A 16,231-nucleotide genomic window follows, 5' to 3' on the forward strand; every position below is an offset into this window, starting at 1 on the left:
ATATGGGGGAAGAAACGATGCAAGAGGCAATTATAACAAGTACAGTAGATTTAACCAGTGGTGGTTGTAACGCCTGTGGTTTAGTGGAAGATACCGTCTACACATTAGCAATGAATGGAGTGGACATTCCGTTAGATGGCTTGACTGTTGCTCATCTAGTTTCTGCTGTTGTTGCCAGAAATGGATTTAAACAGGAGCTACAAATGGATATGCTAGATGACGAATATATCCTTTATCGAAAAGAAGACACAGCAGTAACCTTTAAAGAAGCGTACAATCATTTAAGCTACGATAACGGTTCTGAAAAAATCCAATCTAAAAATAAACTGGAAGATTTACCAGAACTTTTTGAACAAGTCAATCAAATTCTAACAACTGTTTTTGGAATTGAAACTGTCAATTTTATTATAGAATAAAGTAAAAAATAGAACAGAAATTGGACAATCAATGAGTGAAAGAGATTGTCCAATCTCTGTTTTTTAATGTATAAATAGAAAATAAAGACAAAAAATGATTAAGTTAAGTGAACGCCTTTATCGACATAAATGATGTCACCGACCACACCACTAGCTAGTTCACTGACTAAAAAGGCACAAGTGTTTCCGACTTCTTCAATGGTTACACCTGTTTTATCTGGTGTCCGCTCATTAGAAATACTAATCAATTGATCGTAGTCTTTTACACCAGTCACAGCCAATGTTTTAATCGCTCCTGCGGAGATTCCGTTGACACGAATTTTATCTGCAGCTAATTCAAAAGCTAAATATTTCACGGCAGTTTCTAAAGAAGCTTTAGCAATCCCCATCATATTGTAGTTAGGAATCGCACGTTCGGAACCTAAATACGTCAATGTGACAATTCCTGAACCAGGATTTAACAAAGGTTTCGCATAATGAGTGACTGCTAAAAGAGAGTAGCTACTAATATCTTGTGCTAATAGGAAACCATCACGAGTGATGTCACTAACGTTTCCAGACAATTCTTCTTTTTTGGCAAAAGCAATCGCATGGACTAGTCCATCGATCGTGCCCACTTCATTTTTAATTGTTTCAAAGGCTGCTTGAATGGACGCATCAGAAGCAACATCGCACTCCACCAACAAATCATTTTCATCTGCTAATTTAACCACTTGCTTTTTCATGCGTTCGTTTTGATACGTATAAATAACATTGGCCCCTTGATCTTTTAATGCTTTTGCACAGCCCCAAGCAATACTTTTTTTGTTGGCAACACCCATTACGACGACATTCTTATTTTGTAAAAACATATAAAATCTCCTTTAATAAAAAATTTTTGTTGATAGAATAGGCTTTTCTTCATCAAAATGTAAAAGTTACATTTATTGAGTTGACGAATAAAATTTCAACTGGTATTATCTGTGTGAGAATGATAACAAAATCTTCTCAATTTTCTAATCTTGAAAAAAACAGACATTTTTCCTGATGTCTGAATTATTAACCAAAATACTTTGAAAGTCAAACTATTTTTCTTATTTTTTGAGAAAAAGTGCTGGAAACCGCATGAAATAATAGTTTGATAATCAAAATAAACTCGGAGGTACAGTATGAAAAGAGTGGTCATAACCGGCATGGGTGCCGTAACACCATTAGGCAATACCGTAAAAGAATTTTGGCATAATCTAGTGGATGGCAAGCTAGGAATTGGCAAAATTACTAAATTTGATTCTGAAGATACTGGGGTGGCTTTGGCTGGTGAAGTGAAAGAGTTTGACCCAAGTGCTGTTTTAGAACGCAAAGAGCAAAAAAGAATGGACTTATTTTCTCAATATGGCTTGGTCGCTGCTTTAGAAGCGTGGGAAATGAGTGGTTTAACAGAAGCAACGATTGACCCGACTCGTTTAGGTGTGATTGTCGGTAGTGGGATTGGCGGGATGACTACCTTACAAGACCAAGTACGGGTAATGGATAAAAAAGGCGCAAAACGCGTAACACCATTTTTCGTGCCCATGGTAATTGCTAATATGGCAGCGGGAAATATTTCGATTCGTTTAGGTGCAAAAGGACCTTCTCAAACTATCGTGACTGCTTGTGCTTCTGCGACGAATGCGATTGGTGAAGCTTTTCGCACGATTAAATATGGTTTAGCGGACATGATGGTAACTGGGGGGACAGAAGCCACAGTATGTGAAATTGGGATTGCAGGCTTTGCAGCATTGAATGCTTTAAATACAACAGAAGATGCGACTCGGGCTTCGATTCCTTTTGATAAAGAACGAAAAGGTTTTGTGATGGGTGAAGGCGCAGGAATGCTGGTTTTAGAAGAACTCGAGCATGCACAGAAACGTGGCGCAACTATCTACGGCGAAATTGTTGGATATGGCAGCAACTGTGATGCTAGCCACATGACCGCTCCTTTAAAAGACGGTAGTGGCGCGGCGGCTGCGATGGAAATGGCGATTGCAGAAGCAGGGATTACTCCGGAACAAATTGGGTATATCAATGCTCATGGTACGTCAACCCCAGCGAATGACGCTGCGGAAACAACGGCCATCAAACGTGTCTTTGGTGAGCGAGCATCGCAAATTCCAATTTCAAGTACAAAGAGTATGACTGGACATTTATTGGGCGCGGCTGGCGGTATCGAAGCGATTGCTTGTGTACAAACATTGCAAGAAGGAAAAGCTCATCCGACAGTAGGCTACCAAGTTGCTGATCCAGATTGTGATTTAGATTATGTCACAGAAGGTGCACGTGACATTACAGCGGACTATACAATTAGTAATTCGTTTGGCTTTGGTGGCCATAATGGTGTAATTTGCTTGAAGAAATGGGAGGAAAACTAGTATGAAAAAAGTAATGACTGCAACAGAAATTATGGAAATGATTCCTAATCGCTATCCGATTTGTTATATTGATTATGTGGATGAAATTATTCCAAATGAAAAGATTATTGCAACAAAAAATGTGACAATTAACGAAGAATTTTTCCAAGGACATTTCCCTGGAAATCCAACAATGCCAGGCGTTTTGATTATTGAAGCATTGGCACAAGTAGGTTCGATTTTAATCTTAAAAATGGATCAATTTGAAGGTGAAACGGCCTATATTGGCGGTATCAACAAGGCCAAATTCCGTCAAAAAGTGGTCCCTGGTGATGTCTTGAAATTACATTTTGAAATCGTCAAATTACGTGACTTTGTCGGCATCGGCAAAGCGACTGCTTACGTGGAAGATAAAAAGGTCTGCGAATGTGAATTGACGTTTATTGTGGGACGATAAGAATCAATCAATTTTGGATACGTTAGTTTCCCTAAGAAAAGGAATAAGTCACAATGGCTTATTCCTTTTTAAATTTATATAAATAACACTAACGTAAAAAAACATGCTATAATCATAAAAAGCTTACGTGAAGGTGGTAAGCTTATGAGTAAAACAATTTACAGGAGGGTTTTTCTTTTGGATATTTCAGTAGAGTTTTCGGGACATAAATTGGCGAATGTGTTAATGAACGCATCAGGCATTCATTGTATGACAATTAAGGAAATGGACGAGTTAGCGGCTTCTCAAGCAGGTGCTTTTGTCGCTAAGACGGCAACACCTAATCCTCGTCAGGGCAATGAGGAGCCTCGGTATTTTGATACACCATTAGGAAGTATTAACTCAATGGGCTTGCCTAATTTAGGGATTGATTATTATTTAGATTATCAGATTGCACGTCAAAAGGAATTTCCTGAGGAGTTACGCTTTTTATCTGTATCTGGTATGAATTATGAGGAAAATATCGCTATTTTAAAAAAAGTGCAAGAAAGTGAATACACAGGAGTGACAGAATTTAATTTGTCTTGTCCCAATTTGCCTGGTAAACCGCAAATTGCTTATGATTTTGAATTAACAGAAAAGCTTTTAACAGAAGTTTTCCAATTTTTTACTAAACCATTAGGTGTAAAATTACCCCCATTTTTTGATATTGCACATTTTGACGCAATGGCTGAAATTTTAAATAAATTCCCTTTAGTATACGTGAATAGTATTAATAGCATCGGTAATGGTTTATATATTGACAGTGACAAGGAAGAAGTGGTCATTAAACCAAAAGGAGGCTTCGGTGGACTGGGCGGCGAATATGTCAAACCAACAGCGTTAGCCAATGTTCGTGCGTTTGCGCAACGTTTGAAACCAGAAATCAAAATTATTGGAACGGGCGGTATTACATGTGGAAAAGATGTTTTTGAGCATCTTTTATGTGGTGCGACATTAGTACAAGTCGGTACACAATTGCATCAAGAAGGTCCACAAGTTTTTGAGCGTCTAGCCAAAGAATTACAAGAAATCATGGCAGCAAAAGGTTATGAAAGTATTGAAGAATTTCGTGGGAAATTGAAAGAGATGTAACAAAAAAAACGTCAAGAAATTTTCTTGACGGTTTTTTGTTATTTCACAGCCTTAACATTTTCCATAAAGGCTTCCAAATATTCAGGTTGTGTTAATTGTTGGTTACAGGTGTCGCTATCATGGCAAATGTAATTGCCTTTTTTCGTGTAGGTTCCGTCGCCGCCTGATTTGGTGGTAGCTAGGAACATAGACACATTCGTGATTGTTTGACAGATGGAGCAAACACCTTTAACAATGGTGGGTGAAAGGGTGCCGTGGACGCCGATTAATTTATTTTCTCGATAAGCTAAGATAAATTTTTTCTGAGTCCCAGCGTCGTTCCAACCGACATAGGTATTGTTCCGTAAATCCATGTTTTCCCACTCAGGAATCTTTAACTTTTTCACTTTGCGAAAGACTTTCGTGACTTGTGGTGTTGAAGGTTCCTTAAAGGGCAGCACGGTTTCTTTTAATTCGTCTAAATATTTTTCAGCACGTGCGCGTGTTAAACGACGATCCATCACTTTGTCCAACAAAATCGTAACAGCAGGGTGTTCTTCTGGAAATAACCCATTGATTTTTTCGACACATAGGGCCTGGACAGTTTTGACAGTCGTAGCATCGTTAACAGACGTATAGGTATTTAGTAACACAGCGACTTGTTCTTTAATTATGTTAAATTGGTAAGGTTGAATAGTTGGGTTCATGATTTTAAATTCCTTTCAAATAGACCGAGTACATACGCTGAAAGGCAATTTGTCTCACCAACGTATGTTTAGTGACAGACAACCTCATGTGTTTTTGATAAAGATAGCGTTTGACGTATCATATCATCACCCCCTTTAATGATTGATTTTTTCTATGTAAAAAGTGAAAATAATTGATGAAAGCTTGGTAATTCTAACGCAATTCAAGAAAAAAGGCAAGTTAAACTCGTTTTATTTCCCAATTCAATGTCTGGGGAGTGATAAACTTCTAAAAAAGATACGTGATTTCCTAGATTAATCCTAGGTTATTTGCTACAATAATGAAGAATTAACCAGAGAAAAGGAGAAATTACAATGATTGCAGCAAGCGATTTAAAAGCCGGTATGACTTTTGAGCAAGACGGCAAATTAATTAAAGTAATGGAAGCTAGCCACCACAAACCAGGTAAAGGTAACACAGTTATGCGTATGAAATTAAAAGATGTTCGTACGGGTTCTACAACAGATACAACAATGCGCCCAGATGAAAAAGTGAAAAAAGCGCACATCGATACAAAACCGGTTCAATATTTATACAGCCAAGATGATATGGCTATTTTCATGGATTTAGAAACATATGAACAATATGAAGTACCAACTGCTTTAATTGAAGAAGAACTAAAATATTTATTAGAAAATATGGAAGTAAAAATTCAATTTTATGGTGAAGAAGTCATTGGTTTAACTTTACCAACAACGGTAATCTTACGTGTTGCTGAAACACAACCTTCAATCAAAGGCGCAACAGTAACTGGTTCTGGTAAACCCGCTACAATGGAAACAGGATTAGTTGTTAACGTTCCAGATTTTGTTGAAGCAGACGAATTATTAGAAATCAATACTGCGGAAGGTACGTATTTAAAACGTGCTAAATAAGTAGCAGAAAAACAGAAGGCTAGCCTTCTGTTTTTTTTGGTCTATTAATTCTTTTACCTATAAGAAAACCATTGGTGTGATAGGAAATAGCAATCGTTAGAATCGTTGACACTAGAAAATGGGAAATGGTATAGTTTGGTCAACACATGACGAAGGAGGAAATCAACCATGACGAAAAAACAAGCTAGCCTTTTTTTAGAAACGGAAAGCTGTTGTTGTATGGTGCAAAATAGTGCAGCATACTCTTTTGTGATGGGGAAAACCTCCGTTATTTCTGAAAAATTGCCTAACACGATTCCTCTCTGAATCTAGACAACCAGAAATAAACAAAAAAGGTGCTGATGCGATCAGCACCTTTTTGTTTTATGTACATGTATTAGAAGGAGGAATTCGCTATGATTGCTCAGTCAATTTTAGACACAATCGGAGCAACACCATTATTTGAATTTACAAGTGAACAATATCCTATGCCAGAAGGCACTAAAATTTATGCGAAACTAGAATATTTGAATCCAGGTGGCAGTGTCAAAGATCGGCTTGGTGTGCATCTTCTCAAAGAAGCAATGAAAACGGGAAAGATAAATCAAGCCACAACAATTATTGAACCGACAGCGGGGAATACAGGGATTGGACTTGCATTAGCTGCCAGTCAACTGGGCCTCAAGACAATCTTTGTTGTGCCAGAAAAATTTAGTCAGGAAAAACAACAGCTGATGCAAGCGTTAGGTGCTAAAATTGTCCCTTCGCCAACAGAGCAAGGGATTGTCGGAGCGATAACTAGTGCCCAAGACTTAGCCAAGGAAATTCCTAATAGTTACGTGCCGTTACAATTTGAAAATCCGGATAATCCTGCTGCTTACTACGAAGGATTAGGACCTGAAATTGTTCAAGACCTAGGCGGGAAGATTACTAGCTTTGTCGCAGGTTTAGGCAGTGGTGGAACGTTTGCAGGTGTTGGCAGATATCTCAAAGAACAAAATAGTAAGACGCAATTATGGGGCGTGGAGCCAGAAGGTTCAATTTTAAATGGCGGACCTGCACACGGACATGAAATCGAAGGCATTGGCGTGGAGTTCGTGCCGCCTTTTCTTAAACAGATTCCTGTGGACGGCTTTTATACCATTTCAGACGAGGATGGTTTTTTCTGGGTCAAACAATTAGCCAAGAAAAGCGCTTTGCTGGTGGGAAGCTCCAGCGGCGCAGCATTTGCGGCGGCATTAAGAGAGGCGCGCCGCTTACCAGCAGGCAGCACAATTGTAACTATTTTTCCTGACGGTAGTGACCGTTATTTATCAAAAAATATTTATTCTTAGGAGGAAAACTTTTATGAAATTCAATACCAAATTAATTCATGGCGGCATTAGCAAAGACACAACAACAGGTGCAGTGAGTGTTCCTATTTATCAAACGTCAACCTTTGAACAAAATGGCGTGGGCCAGCCAAAAGAATATGAATATTCTCGTTCAGGTAATCCCACACGTCACGCGTTAGAAACCTTAATCGCTGAGTTAGAAGGTGGGAGCCATGGCTTTGCGTTTAGCTCAGGCTTAGCTGGTATTCATGCAATCATTTCTATGTTTGGACCCGAAGATCATATTTTATTAGGTGACGATGTCTATGGGGGGAGTTTCCGTTTATTGGACAAAGTATTTGTAGCAAATGGGTTAAGCTACACGATTGTAAACGCCAGCGACGTATCAACAATTGAAGCCGCAATTCAGCCAAATACAAAAGCCTTGTTTTTGGAAACACCAAGTAATCCACTGTTAAAAATTACAGATATTGAAGCGGCGGCTAAGCTTGCTAAAAAACATCAGTTGTTAACTATTGTCGATAATACGTTTGCGACGCCTTATTTTCAACGGCCGTTAGCGTTAGGTGCTGATATTGTGGTTCACAGCGGGACAAAATATTTAGGGGGCCATAGTGATGTAGTCTCTGGTTTAGTCGTAACGAATCACCCAGAAAGCGCAGAAAAGATTGCCTTTTTACAAAATGCGATTGGTGCTGTTCTAGGACCACATGATAGTTGGCTGGTCCAACGTAGTTTAAAAACATTAGGCGTCCGGATGGCAGCGCATGCCCAAAATGCTCAAAAAATCGCAGAATTTTTAGAAGCGCATCCAGCGGTAGCAACGGTGTATTATCCAGGACTAGCGAGTCATCCTGGTCACGAAATTGCGCAAAAACAGATGTCGGGATTTAGTGGCATGATTTCTTTTGAATTAGCCAAGGATGAGCAAGTCGTTCCTTTCGTAGAAGCGTTGGAAATTTTTACTTTAGCGGAAAGTTTAGGTGGCGTAGAAAGTTTAATTGAAGTACCTGCCATTATGACTCACGCATCTATTCCCAAAGAAAATCGTGAAGCTGTGGGAATTAAAGATGGACTCATTCGTTTATCTGTAGGAATTGAAGCAGTCGAAGATTTATTGGCTGATTTAGAAAAGGGATTACAAGCATAAACAAAAGGCCCTCGTCTTTAGACGAAGGCCTTTTGTTTATAATTCTTCTCCATTCGTAGCAATCACTTGTTGATACCAAGCAAACGATTTTTTCTTTCGCCGTTCCAACGTTCCGTGACCATCGTTGTCTTTATCTACATAAATGAAGCCATACCGTTTCTTCATTTCGCCTGTACTAGCGCTCACTAAATCGATGAATCCCCAAGGTGTGTAGCCCATCAAATCAATGCCGTCATACGCAACGGCTTCTTTCATCATCTCAATATGTTCACGTAAATAAGCGATTCGGTAAGTGTCGTTAATCGTTCCGTCTGGTTCTAGCTCATCAATAGCACCAAAGCCATTTTCGACAATAAAAAGTGGTAATTCATACCGATCATTGAACCAATTCATTGCATAGCGTAAGCCCATAGGATCGATTTGCCAACCCCAATCAGATGTTGCTACATAAGGATTTCGCACCAAGTCTTTTGCTTCATTGTAGTCAAAAGTAGGGGCCTTTTCTGCACCTTTCACAGCAAATGACATGTAATAGCTAAAGCCAATATAATCAACACAGCCATTAGCTAAATCAGTTAAATCTTCTTCTGTGACATCTAATGAAATGTTTTTTCGTTTCAAATAGCATTGAATTGCACTTGGATAATGACCGCGGACATGAACATCGGTAAACCAATAACGTTTTTGCATTGCGCTAACACTCATCATCATATCCTCAGGATTACAAGAATAAGGATAAATAGGCACCATCGCAATCATACAGCCAATTTGGAAGTCGGGATTGATAGCGTGGCCAATTTTCACTGCACGTGCGCTAGCGACTAGTTCATAATGAGCAGCCTGATACATAATTGCTTCGCGGTCTTCTCCTTCTTGGTAAGCAATACCAGAGTTAGTAAAAGGTGCAAAATCTTCTTCATAATTGGCTTGGTTGTTAATTTCGTTAAAGGTCATCCAATATTTGACTTTTTTCTGGTAACGAGTGAAACAGACTTCAGCAAATTTGACAAAAAAATCAATGACCTGGCGATTGCGAAAGCCGCCATATTTTGTGACTAAATGATAAGGCATTTCAAAGTGAGACAGTGTCACGACTGGCTCAATGCCATTTTTCAAACACTCGTCAAAAAGTGCATCATAAAAACGAAGGCCTTCTTCATTGGGCGTTTCTTCATCTCCGTTAGGAAAAATTCGTGTCCAAGCAATAGAGGTTCGGAAACAATTTAAACCAAGTTCTTTGAATAGTTGAATATCTTCTTGATAGCGATGGTAAAAATCAATCGCTTCATGGTTAGGATAGTGTTCATCTGGTAAAACGCCTGCGGTAATTTTACGAGGGACGCCATGTGCACCGGCAGTCATTACATCCGCCACGCTCACCCCTTTACCGCCTTGGTCCCAGCCTCCTTCTAATTGATGAGCAGCGACAGCGCCGCCCCAAAGAAAATCATTTTTCAAAATTGACATATCGTTTCAGTCCTTTGTTCAAATTTTTATACGTTTTGTGCTTCGACTTTTTCAAGGGTTTCTTCAGTAATCGGTTGATTGGTTTCTTCTGCGTAGTTAAGTGCATCCATTTTTTTAGCAAACGGTAAATAGATAAAGAAACTCATCGTCAGTACTACTACTTGAAGCAACGCGGCTTGCCAACCACCAACTAAAAGTCCAGAAATGATTGGAGGAGTAGTCCAGGGAACTTGTACCGCAGTAAAGAGAGGAACCAGTCCTGTGTACAAGGCAAAATATGTCACAACAGAAGAAACAATCGGTGTGATAATGAATGGCACAGCCATGATTGGGTTCATCACGATAGGTGTAGCAAAGACAATTGGCTCGTTAATATTGAAAACAGCTGGCCCAATTGAAAGCCGACCTAATTGCTTAAACTGAGCTGATTTGGCAAAGAAAACCATGAACACGACTAACCCGATTGTCATGCCCGCACCAGTGACCGTTAAAAATTGATCTAAAAATTGTTGTGTAACAATATGGCCACCATTAGCCAGTGTTAAGTCTTTTCCAGATTTCAAAATTTCGGTGTTTTCTAAAGAGTTTGCTTGTAAAATAGGGCCCATGATACCGCCAACGATTGTTGACCCGTGAACACCGAAAAACCAAAAGAGCGGAATGACAAAACCTAATAGTAATGCGCCACCTAGTGAATCTGTGACTCCTTGAAGTGGTGATTGTAGCACTTCGTAAATAAAGTCAAAGAATGTCGTATTGAAGACTTTATCTAGAAGAATGAAAATTAGCATTGCACCAGTTACAATGACGCTGGCAGGAATTAACGCAGTAAAGGAATTGGCCACATTTTCTGGTACAGCTTCTGGTAATTTGATACGAATATCATGACGTAAAAACCAACTATATACAACGCCGACTAACAAACCAACAATAATAGCTGTAATCATCCCTTTGCCAGCTGTCCAATCTTTGTTGATGACATTGCCAACTACTGCGCCAGAAACCGCATCTTTGACTTCAGATGACATAAACAAAATGAAAACCACCATGGCAATCATGCCCGCTGGGAGGCCTTCAAATCCCTCGCTTTTTACATATGAGTAGGCAATACCGATGACCGCAAATAACGACATAATCGCAAAAGATGCACCATATGCTTGATTGAAATAAACAGCCAGGCCACTTGCGTTAACCCATTCAGAAATAGCTGTAACTGGGAAATTCGCTAATAGAAGAAACACGGAACCAACAATGGTAAAAGGCATCGTGTAAAGCATCCCGTTCCGTAAGGCAGTAATTGCTTTGGTATTGACGAATTTTAGTACTGGAGGTAATAATTTCTCGTTAATCCATTCGTTCATAAAAATCTCTCCTTTGAAGAATAATATAAATGCAAATGTATCCGTTTACATATTTACTATATAAGCTTATTTGAAGAAAAAATAGACTTTTGCTTGAATGAGAAACATGTACCAAGAAAAAAAACAAAAAAGCTCATGCTGTTTTAGACAGCATGAGCTTTTGTGAAAAACAACTAGGAAGGTGTTTCATCTAGTTCCTTTAAAAGTTGACTTGCTTGATGAGCTAGGAGTTCAATTAAAGCAATGACAGGGATTTGAGTGGTTGTATTGACTGACTTATCTGCAAATGGAGAACGTTCGTCGGGCATATAATAGGAGATGTTGTAGTCAGCCAAGCGGGCAATAGTTGAATGTTGATTGTTGGTAATGCTTAGCACTTTGGCGCCAGCTGTTTTAAAGTCGGTCATTTGTTTAATCATTTCATTGGTTTCCCCAGATACAGACAGAATCAAGGCTAATGTATTTTCAAATCCGCGCTTGGGGATAGGCGTAAAGGGATCAGCAATACTGTAAGAATTGATATTTAAGTTGGCAAAATAACGACTGCCATAACTACCTAAAATTCCGCTAGTACCAATGCCAGTAAAGGCAACGTGACGTGCTTGAACAATCATTTGGATTGCTGGACGAAGCATTTCGTAATAGGTTTCTTGGTTTAATTTTTTTAAAAAAGCATCGACGTGAACCGTGGCATCATAAAAATTTTCAAACGTTTGTGTTTGTTTGGCTTCTTCTTTCACTGCATATTTTAATTCGGAAAAACCAGCATAGCCCATTTTGTTACAAAATCGTAGAATCGTTGAGGTGGAGACATGACAGGAAGTAGCCAGTTGGCGAATGGTCTGTTGAGGGATTTGGTGCAGGTGTTCCAATACATAATGGTAAACGAGCATTTCTAATTCATTCAAGGTCTGAACCTTCTCTAAATCAAACAAAGTAATCCTCCTTTATATAAAAACTGAATATGTTATTTTTTTGTGTAAATCAAATAAACCAATTCTTATTTTTCTTGAAAAAAATGTAAAATAACTCAATAAAAAGTTTCTTATTTCCTATTTTACAAAAAGTAGCCCAATTATCCTAGTTTTTCTCTTTTTTCTTTTAAAAATAACAATGCGCACCCCTAGAGTTTTTTGAGAAAACAAGCTAAAATAGATAAGAAGAGAAAAGGAGGCGTTGATGTGGCACGGGAAGTAATTTTATTTATTGCAGCGAGTATTGATGGTTTCATTGCGGACAAAGCGGGCGGTGTTGCTTGGTTAGAAGAGAATATTCGTGGCGATGAAGAAGATCGTAGTTACGATGAAATGTATGAAAAAATAGACACTGTGGTAATGGGGCGGACTACTTATGATCAAGTGACACAAGAATTGTCCCCAGATGTGTATTTTTATGAAGACAAGCATTCTTATATCATTACCTCTCATCCAGAACCATCAACTGCTTCAAGAACTTTTACCAAGGAAGATCCAGTCACATTAATTCGTCGTCTCAAAGAAGAAGACGGCGCGGGAATTTGGATTGTTGGAGGCCCAAAAGTGGTTCAACCGCTTTTGGCAGCTGATTTAATTGATACCTTCATTTTGACGACAATACCACTGTTTCTGGGTGAGGGCATTGCTCTATACGAGACAATGGCTAAATCAATCCCAGTTCGTTTAAAACAGGTTTATCAAAAAAATGAGTTGGTTTATTCGATTTATCAACGTGAAAACAAAAATTAAAAAATAATTATTCGGTTGGGCAAGTTGCTTTCAAGGTTTTGAGTTTCTCATAGGGCGAGAGGAACAAAGCAACAGTTGTCTAGCCGTTTGTGTTGTTTTTGATTGACAAAGAAATGGTAGAGGAGAAAAAAATGAAACATCAGATCAAAAGAAGGTTGTATATTTCACCTGTTCAAACAATTGTCTTAGGCTTTTTTCTATTAATTGTTGTAGGCACGATCTTATTAATGATGCCTTTTTCTGCACAAGCTGGACAAAAAACGCAATGGATTGATGCTTTTTTCGTGGCAACTTCCGCCGTCTGTGTTACAGGGCTTTCGCCTTTGAATACGGCGGAACATTGGAGTCCTATCGGGCAAGTTATTATTATGATTTTGATTGAATTAGGCGGCTTAGGCTTTTTAACCGTTGCCACGATTTTCTTTAGTTTGCTGCGGAAAAAAGCGTCACTAAGTGTACGGATGTTGTATCAAGAAGCGTTAAATGTTAGTGAAGTTTCCGGAGTTTTTCGTTTAATGAAATATATTATGAAGTTTGCGGCCATTATTCAATTACTTGGAGCCTTCTTGTTGTCCTTTCAATTTGTGCCAACATTTGGGTGGAAAAAAGGGTTGTTTTTTAGTCTCTTCCATGCCGTTTCGGCATTTTGTAATGCTGGCTTTGATTTGCTAGGGGATAGTATGGTTCCTTATCAAAATTCGCCTTATCTTTTACTAGTCATTAGCTTTTTAATTATAGCTGGCGGTTTAGGATTTATTGTGTGGCGCGATATTTTTGCAATGATTAAAGGCTATAAAAATAAAATTAAGCACCGTGTTAGTATTCATACACGCCTTGCTTTAACGGTGACCGCCACCTTTTTAGTCTTAGGGACCGTTATTTTTTACATTTCAGAATATCGCCATTTTCCAGCTGACATGTCTTTTTGGCAGCGTCTTGTCAACAGTTGGTTCTTGTCGGTTACACCAAGAACGGCTGGCTTTTATTCAGTTGATTATTTGAAAATGAGTAATCCAGGCCTGATTGTCACGATTTTGTGGATGTTTATTGGTGGCACTTCAGGATCAACCGCTGGCGGCTTGAAAACCACTACGTTTGGTGTGTTATTTTTACAATTTCGTGCAATTTTTAAAGGGAAACAGCGAGTGGAATTCCATGAACGCACAATTCCTGAGCGAGTAGTGCTCCAAGCGTTTACTTTGTTCTTCTTGGCAACTTTTTTATGTGTAACTGCTTCGGTTATTCTCTCGTTTACAGAAACATTACCTTTAAAAAACGGGATTGAGTATATCGTTTTTGAAGTGATTTCTGCATTTGGAACGGTCGGTTTAACAATGGGGTTAACACCAGATTTAACTGTTTTTGGTAAACTGGTGATTATTTTTCTAATGTTCGTCGGTCGTGTGGGTGTGTACACGGTGTTATTGTCATTAATTAAGAAAGGCTTGGAAAGTCAGTCGAAAGTTCAATATCCAAAAGAATCAGTGATGATTGGTTAATAGAGAAAGAGGGAAATAGAATGGAATTTTTAGGTATTTTATGTTTGATTTTAATTACAACGACTTTAGCAGGTGTTGCTTGTAAAAGAGTAGGAATTCCTGCGGTAATTGGGCAATTGCTAGTAGGGATTGTGTTAGGTCCAGCGATGTTAAATATTGTGCATCAAGATGTGTTTGTGCATGACTTTTCAGAAATTGGTGTCATTATGCTGATGTTTATTGCTGGAATGGAATGTGAATTGGAATTATTGAAAAAATATGCGAAACCTAGTGTCATGGTCGCTATTTTGGGGATCGTTTTACCGGTTGGTTTTACTATGTTGATTGGTCAGCTGTTTGCTTTTTCTTGGAAAGAAGCTTTTTTCCTTGGGTTAGTTTTAGCAGCAACGTCGGTCAGCATTTCAGTAGAAGTATTAAGAGAGTTGAATGTTTTAAGTAGTAAAGAAGGTGCAACGATTCTTGGGGCTTCCGTCGTTGACGATATCGTGGTCGTGATTATTTTAAGTGTCGCTGTCGGCATGATTGGTGCAAGTACAGGCGGCAATACAGAAGTCAGCTTTATTGTTAAGTTAATTGAACAAGGCTTATTCTTTATTGGGATTTTCTTTTTGGTCCGCTTTATCGCTCCCTATTTACTACGTTTAAGTCAAAAAATGAACATTGGGTCGTCTGTTATTATCATGTCATTGATTATCTGTTTGGGCATGGCTTATTTGGCTGATTTAGTTGGTTTAAGTTCTGTCGTAGGTGCCTTTTTTGCAGGGATTGCTGTGGGACAAACGGATGCAAAAACAGAAATTGATTTCAATATTGAAGCTATTGGCTATGCCGTGTTTATTCCCGTCTTCTTTGCCAGCATTGGCTTATCAGTGACATTTAACACGTTAGGAAAGGATTTACCTTTTATTTTGGTAATGACGATTATGGCGATTTTAACGAAATTACTGGGCGGCGCCTGGGGAGCGAAAATGGTTGGTTTCTCCAATACAAGTTCTTTAATGGTCGGTGCTGGGATGGTTTCGCGTGGGGAAATGGCATTAATCATTGCGCAAATTGGTTACCAATCTAAATTACTTTCAGAAGCGTATTATACGAGCATGATTGTGGTAATTATCTTAACGACCTTAGTTGCACCGTTCTTATTGAAATACTTTGTTAAAAAACAAGAATCTGCGTTGCAATAAAAAAAGATGAGCAGAAGTTGTTGACAAAAAAATAAAATAGCTATATGATGAGTTCAAGATAAACGACTACATTTGTAGTCGATAATCTTGAACTCTTTTTTATTGATGAAGGAGGAATTTAACGAGTATGGCAAAAGATAAATTAGCGACAATTACTGATGCAGAGTGGGAAGTCATGCGGGTTATTTGGACCCAAGGCAAAACCACGAGTCGTGAAGTGCATACACTTTTAAATGAGAAGAAAGAATGGAAATCAACGACCGTCAAGACGTTACTAAGTCGTTTAACAGATAAAGGGTTAGTTGGAACGGAGAAAGTAGGCAATAAATATATTTATTATCCGCTAGTAGAAGAACGTCGGAGCGTTGAAACGGTGGCAGATGAACTTTTAGCCAAAGTGTGCAGCCGTAAAGTTGGTTCCGTGGTGGAAACAATTTTAACAGAGAGTCAGTTGAGTTATGACGATTTGGATCGATTAGAGGAACTCTTGAAAGAGAAGCGCAAGACGGCGGTTGAATCCGTCCCTTGCAACTGTATTCCTGGTCAATGCCAATGTCATTTAATTTAAAAAGGAGTGAAA

General features: G+C 38.7%; 17 protein-coding genes. 12 read left to right on the top strand and 5 right to left on the bottom strand.

Annotation, left to right across the window (positions count from 1 at the left end; translation table 11 throughout):
* The first annotated feature begins 2 nt into the window (after window positions 1-2).
* Window positions 3-416 carry a DUF4809 family protein gene (locus IGK82_RS01200; protein WP_002355192.1) on the top strand — a complete coding sequence of 138 codons (414 nt, stop codon included), beginning with the start codon at window positions 3-5 and terminating at the stop codon, window positions 414-416.
* 98 nt (window positions 417-514) lie between these two features.
* Here the strand turns inward: IGK82_RS01200 and fabI are convergent, their stop codons facing one another.
* The gene (fabI, locus tag IGK82_RS01205; RefSeq protein ID WP_002358338.1) at window positions 515-1,267 is read right to left on the bottom strand and encodes an enoyl-ACP reductase FabI; all 753 of its coding nucleotides are present in this window, start codon (window positions 1,265-1,267) and stop codon (window positions 515-517) included.
* A 297-nt stretch (window positions 1,268-1,564) separates the two neighbouring features.
* Between fabI and fabF the strand changes: the two genes are divergently transcribed.
* The 3 genes from fabF (at window position 1,565) to IGK82_RS01220 (ending at window position 4,352) form a co-directional block, all read left to right on the top strand.
* The gene (gene fabF, locus IGK82_RS01210) at window positions 1,565-2,803 is read left to right on the top strand and encodes a beta-ketoacyl-ACP synthase II (RefSeq protein ID WP_002358339.1); all 1,239 of its coding nucleotides are present in this window, start codon (window positions 1,565-1,567) and stop codon (window positions 2,801-2,803) included.
* Between the two features lies 1 nt (window position 2,804).
* Window positions 2,805-3,239, top strand: a complete 435-nt coding sequence (gene fabZ / locus IGK82_RS01215; RefSeq protein ID WP_002355197.1) for a 3-hydroxyacyl-ACP dehydratase FabZ — start codon at window positions 2,805-2,807, stop codon at window positions 3,237-3,239.
* Window positions 3,240-3,383: 144 nt separating this feature from the next.
* Entirely contained in the window at window positions 3,384-4,352 is a 969-nt protein-coding gene (locus IGK82_RS01220) for a dihydroorotate oxidase (RefSeq protein WP_002386045.1), read from the top strand.
* Between the two features lie 38 nt (window positions 4,353-4,390).
* On the opposite strand, the gene IGK82_RS01225 is transcribed toward IGK82_RS01220, so the two are convergent.
* Window positions 4,391-5,038, bottom strand: a complete 648-nt coding sequence (locus IGK82_RS01225; RefSeq protein WP_002361142.1) for a FusB/FusC family EF-G-binding protein — start codon at window positions 5,036-5,038, stop codon at window positions 4,391-4,393.
* Between the two features lie 354 nt (window positions 5,039-5,392).
* Here IGK82_RS01225 and efp point away from each other — a divergent pair, with 354 nt between their 5' ends.
* The 4 genes from efp (at window position 5,393) to IGK82_RS01245 (ending at window position 8,416) form a co-directional block, all read left to right on the top strand.
* Window positions 5,393-5,953 carry an elongation factor P gene (gene efp, locus IGK82_RS01230; RefSeq protein ID WP_002355202.1) on the top strand — a complete coding sequence of 187 codons (561 nt, stop codon included), beginning with the start codon at window positions 5,393-5,395 and terminating at the stop codon, window positions 5,951-5,953.
* 168 nt (window positions 5,954-6,121) lie between these two features.
* Window positions 6,122-6,259, top strand: coding sequence for a hypothetical protein (locus tag IGK82_RS01235; protein WP_002366057.1), 138 nt, complete (start codon window positions 6,122-6,124; stop codon window positions 6,257-6,259).
* 89 nt (window positions 6,260-6,348) lie between these two features.
* Window positions 6,349-7,266, top strand: coding sequence for a PLP-dependent cysteine synthase family protein (locus tag IGK82_RS01240; RefSeq protein WP_002358341.1), 918 nt, complete (start codon window positions 6,349-6,351; stop codon window positions 7,264-7,266).
* 13 nt (window positions 7,267-7,279) lie between these two features.
* The gene (locus tag IGK82_RS01245; RefSeq protein WP_033624631.1) at window positions 7,280-8,416 is read left to right on the top strand and encodes a cystathionine gamma-synthase; all 1,137 of its coding nucleotides are present in this window, start codon (window positions 7,280-7,282) and stop codon (window positions 8,414-8,416) included.
* Window positions 8,417-8,452: 36 nt separating this feature from the next.
* On the opposite strand, the gene genA is transcribed toward IGK82_RS01245, so the two are convergent.
* The 3 genes from genA to genR form a co-directional block, all read right to left on the bottom strand.
* Complete coding sequence (gene genA, locus IGK82_RS01250; protein ID WP_002355206.1) at window positions 8,453-9,883, bottom strand: 6-phospho-beta-glucosidase GenA; 1,431 nt, start codon at window positions 9,881-9,883, stop codon at window positions 8,453-8,455.
* Between the two features lie 26 nt (window positions 9,884-9,909).
* A complete protein-coding gene (gene genB / locus IGK82_RS01255; protein ID WP_002355207.1) occupies window positions 9,910-11,244 on the bottom strand; it encodes a PTS sugar transporter subunit IIC in 1,335 nt (444 codons plus the stop codon).
* 173 nt (window positions 11,245-11,417) lie between these two features.
* Window positions 11,418-12,179, bottom strand: coding sequence for a transcriptional regulator GenR (genR, locus tag IGK82_RS01260; RefSeq protein ID WP_002362941.1), 762 nt, complete (start codon window positions 12,177-12,179; stop codon window positions 11,418-11,420).
* 198 nt (window positions 12,180-12,377) lie between these two features.
* Between genR and IGK82_RS01265 the strand changes: the two genes are divergently transcribed.
* The 4 genes from IGK82_RS01265 to IGK82_RS01280 all read left to right on the top strand — a co-directional run bounded on the left by IGK82_RS01265 (window position 12,378) and on the right by IGK82_RS01280 (window position 16,219).
* On the top strand, window positions 12,378-12,968 hold the full coding sequence (locus tag IGK82_RS01265) for a dihydrofolate reductase family protein (protein WP_002385397.1): 591 nt from the start codon (window positions 12,378-12,380) through the stop codon (window positions 12,966-12,968).
* Between the two features lie 131 nt (window positions 12,969-13,099).
* A complete protein-coding gene (locus IGK82_RS01270; RefSeq protein ID WP_002379039.1) occupies window positions 13,100-14,467 on the top strand; it encodes a TrkH family potassium uptake protein in 1,368 nt (455 codons plus the stop codon).
* 20 nt (window positions 14,468-14,487) lie between these two features.
* The gene (locus IGK82_RS01275) at window positions 14,488-15,651 is read left to right on the top strand and encodes a cation:proton antiporter (protein WP_002355211.1); all 1,164 of its coding nucleotides are present in this window, start codon (window positions 14,488-14,490) and stop codon (window positions 15,649-15,651) included.
* A 127-nt stretch (window positions 15,652-15,778) separates the two neighbouring features.
* Window positions 15,779-16,219: a CopY/TcrY family copper transport repressor gene (locus tag IGK82_RS01280; RefSeq protein WP_002355212.1), complete on the top strand. Its 441-nt coding sequence runs from the start codon at window positions 15,779-15,781 to the stop codon at window positions 16,217-16,219.
* Window positions 16,220-16,231: the final 12 nt, after the last annotated feature.

The organism is Enterococcus sp. AZ197, assembly GCF_050556405.1.
Lineage (GTDB): Bacteria > Bacillota > Bacilli > Lactobacillales > Enterococcaceae > Enterococcus > Enterococcus faecalis.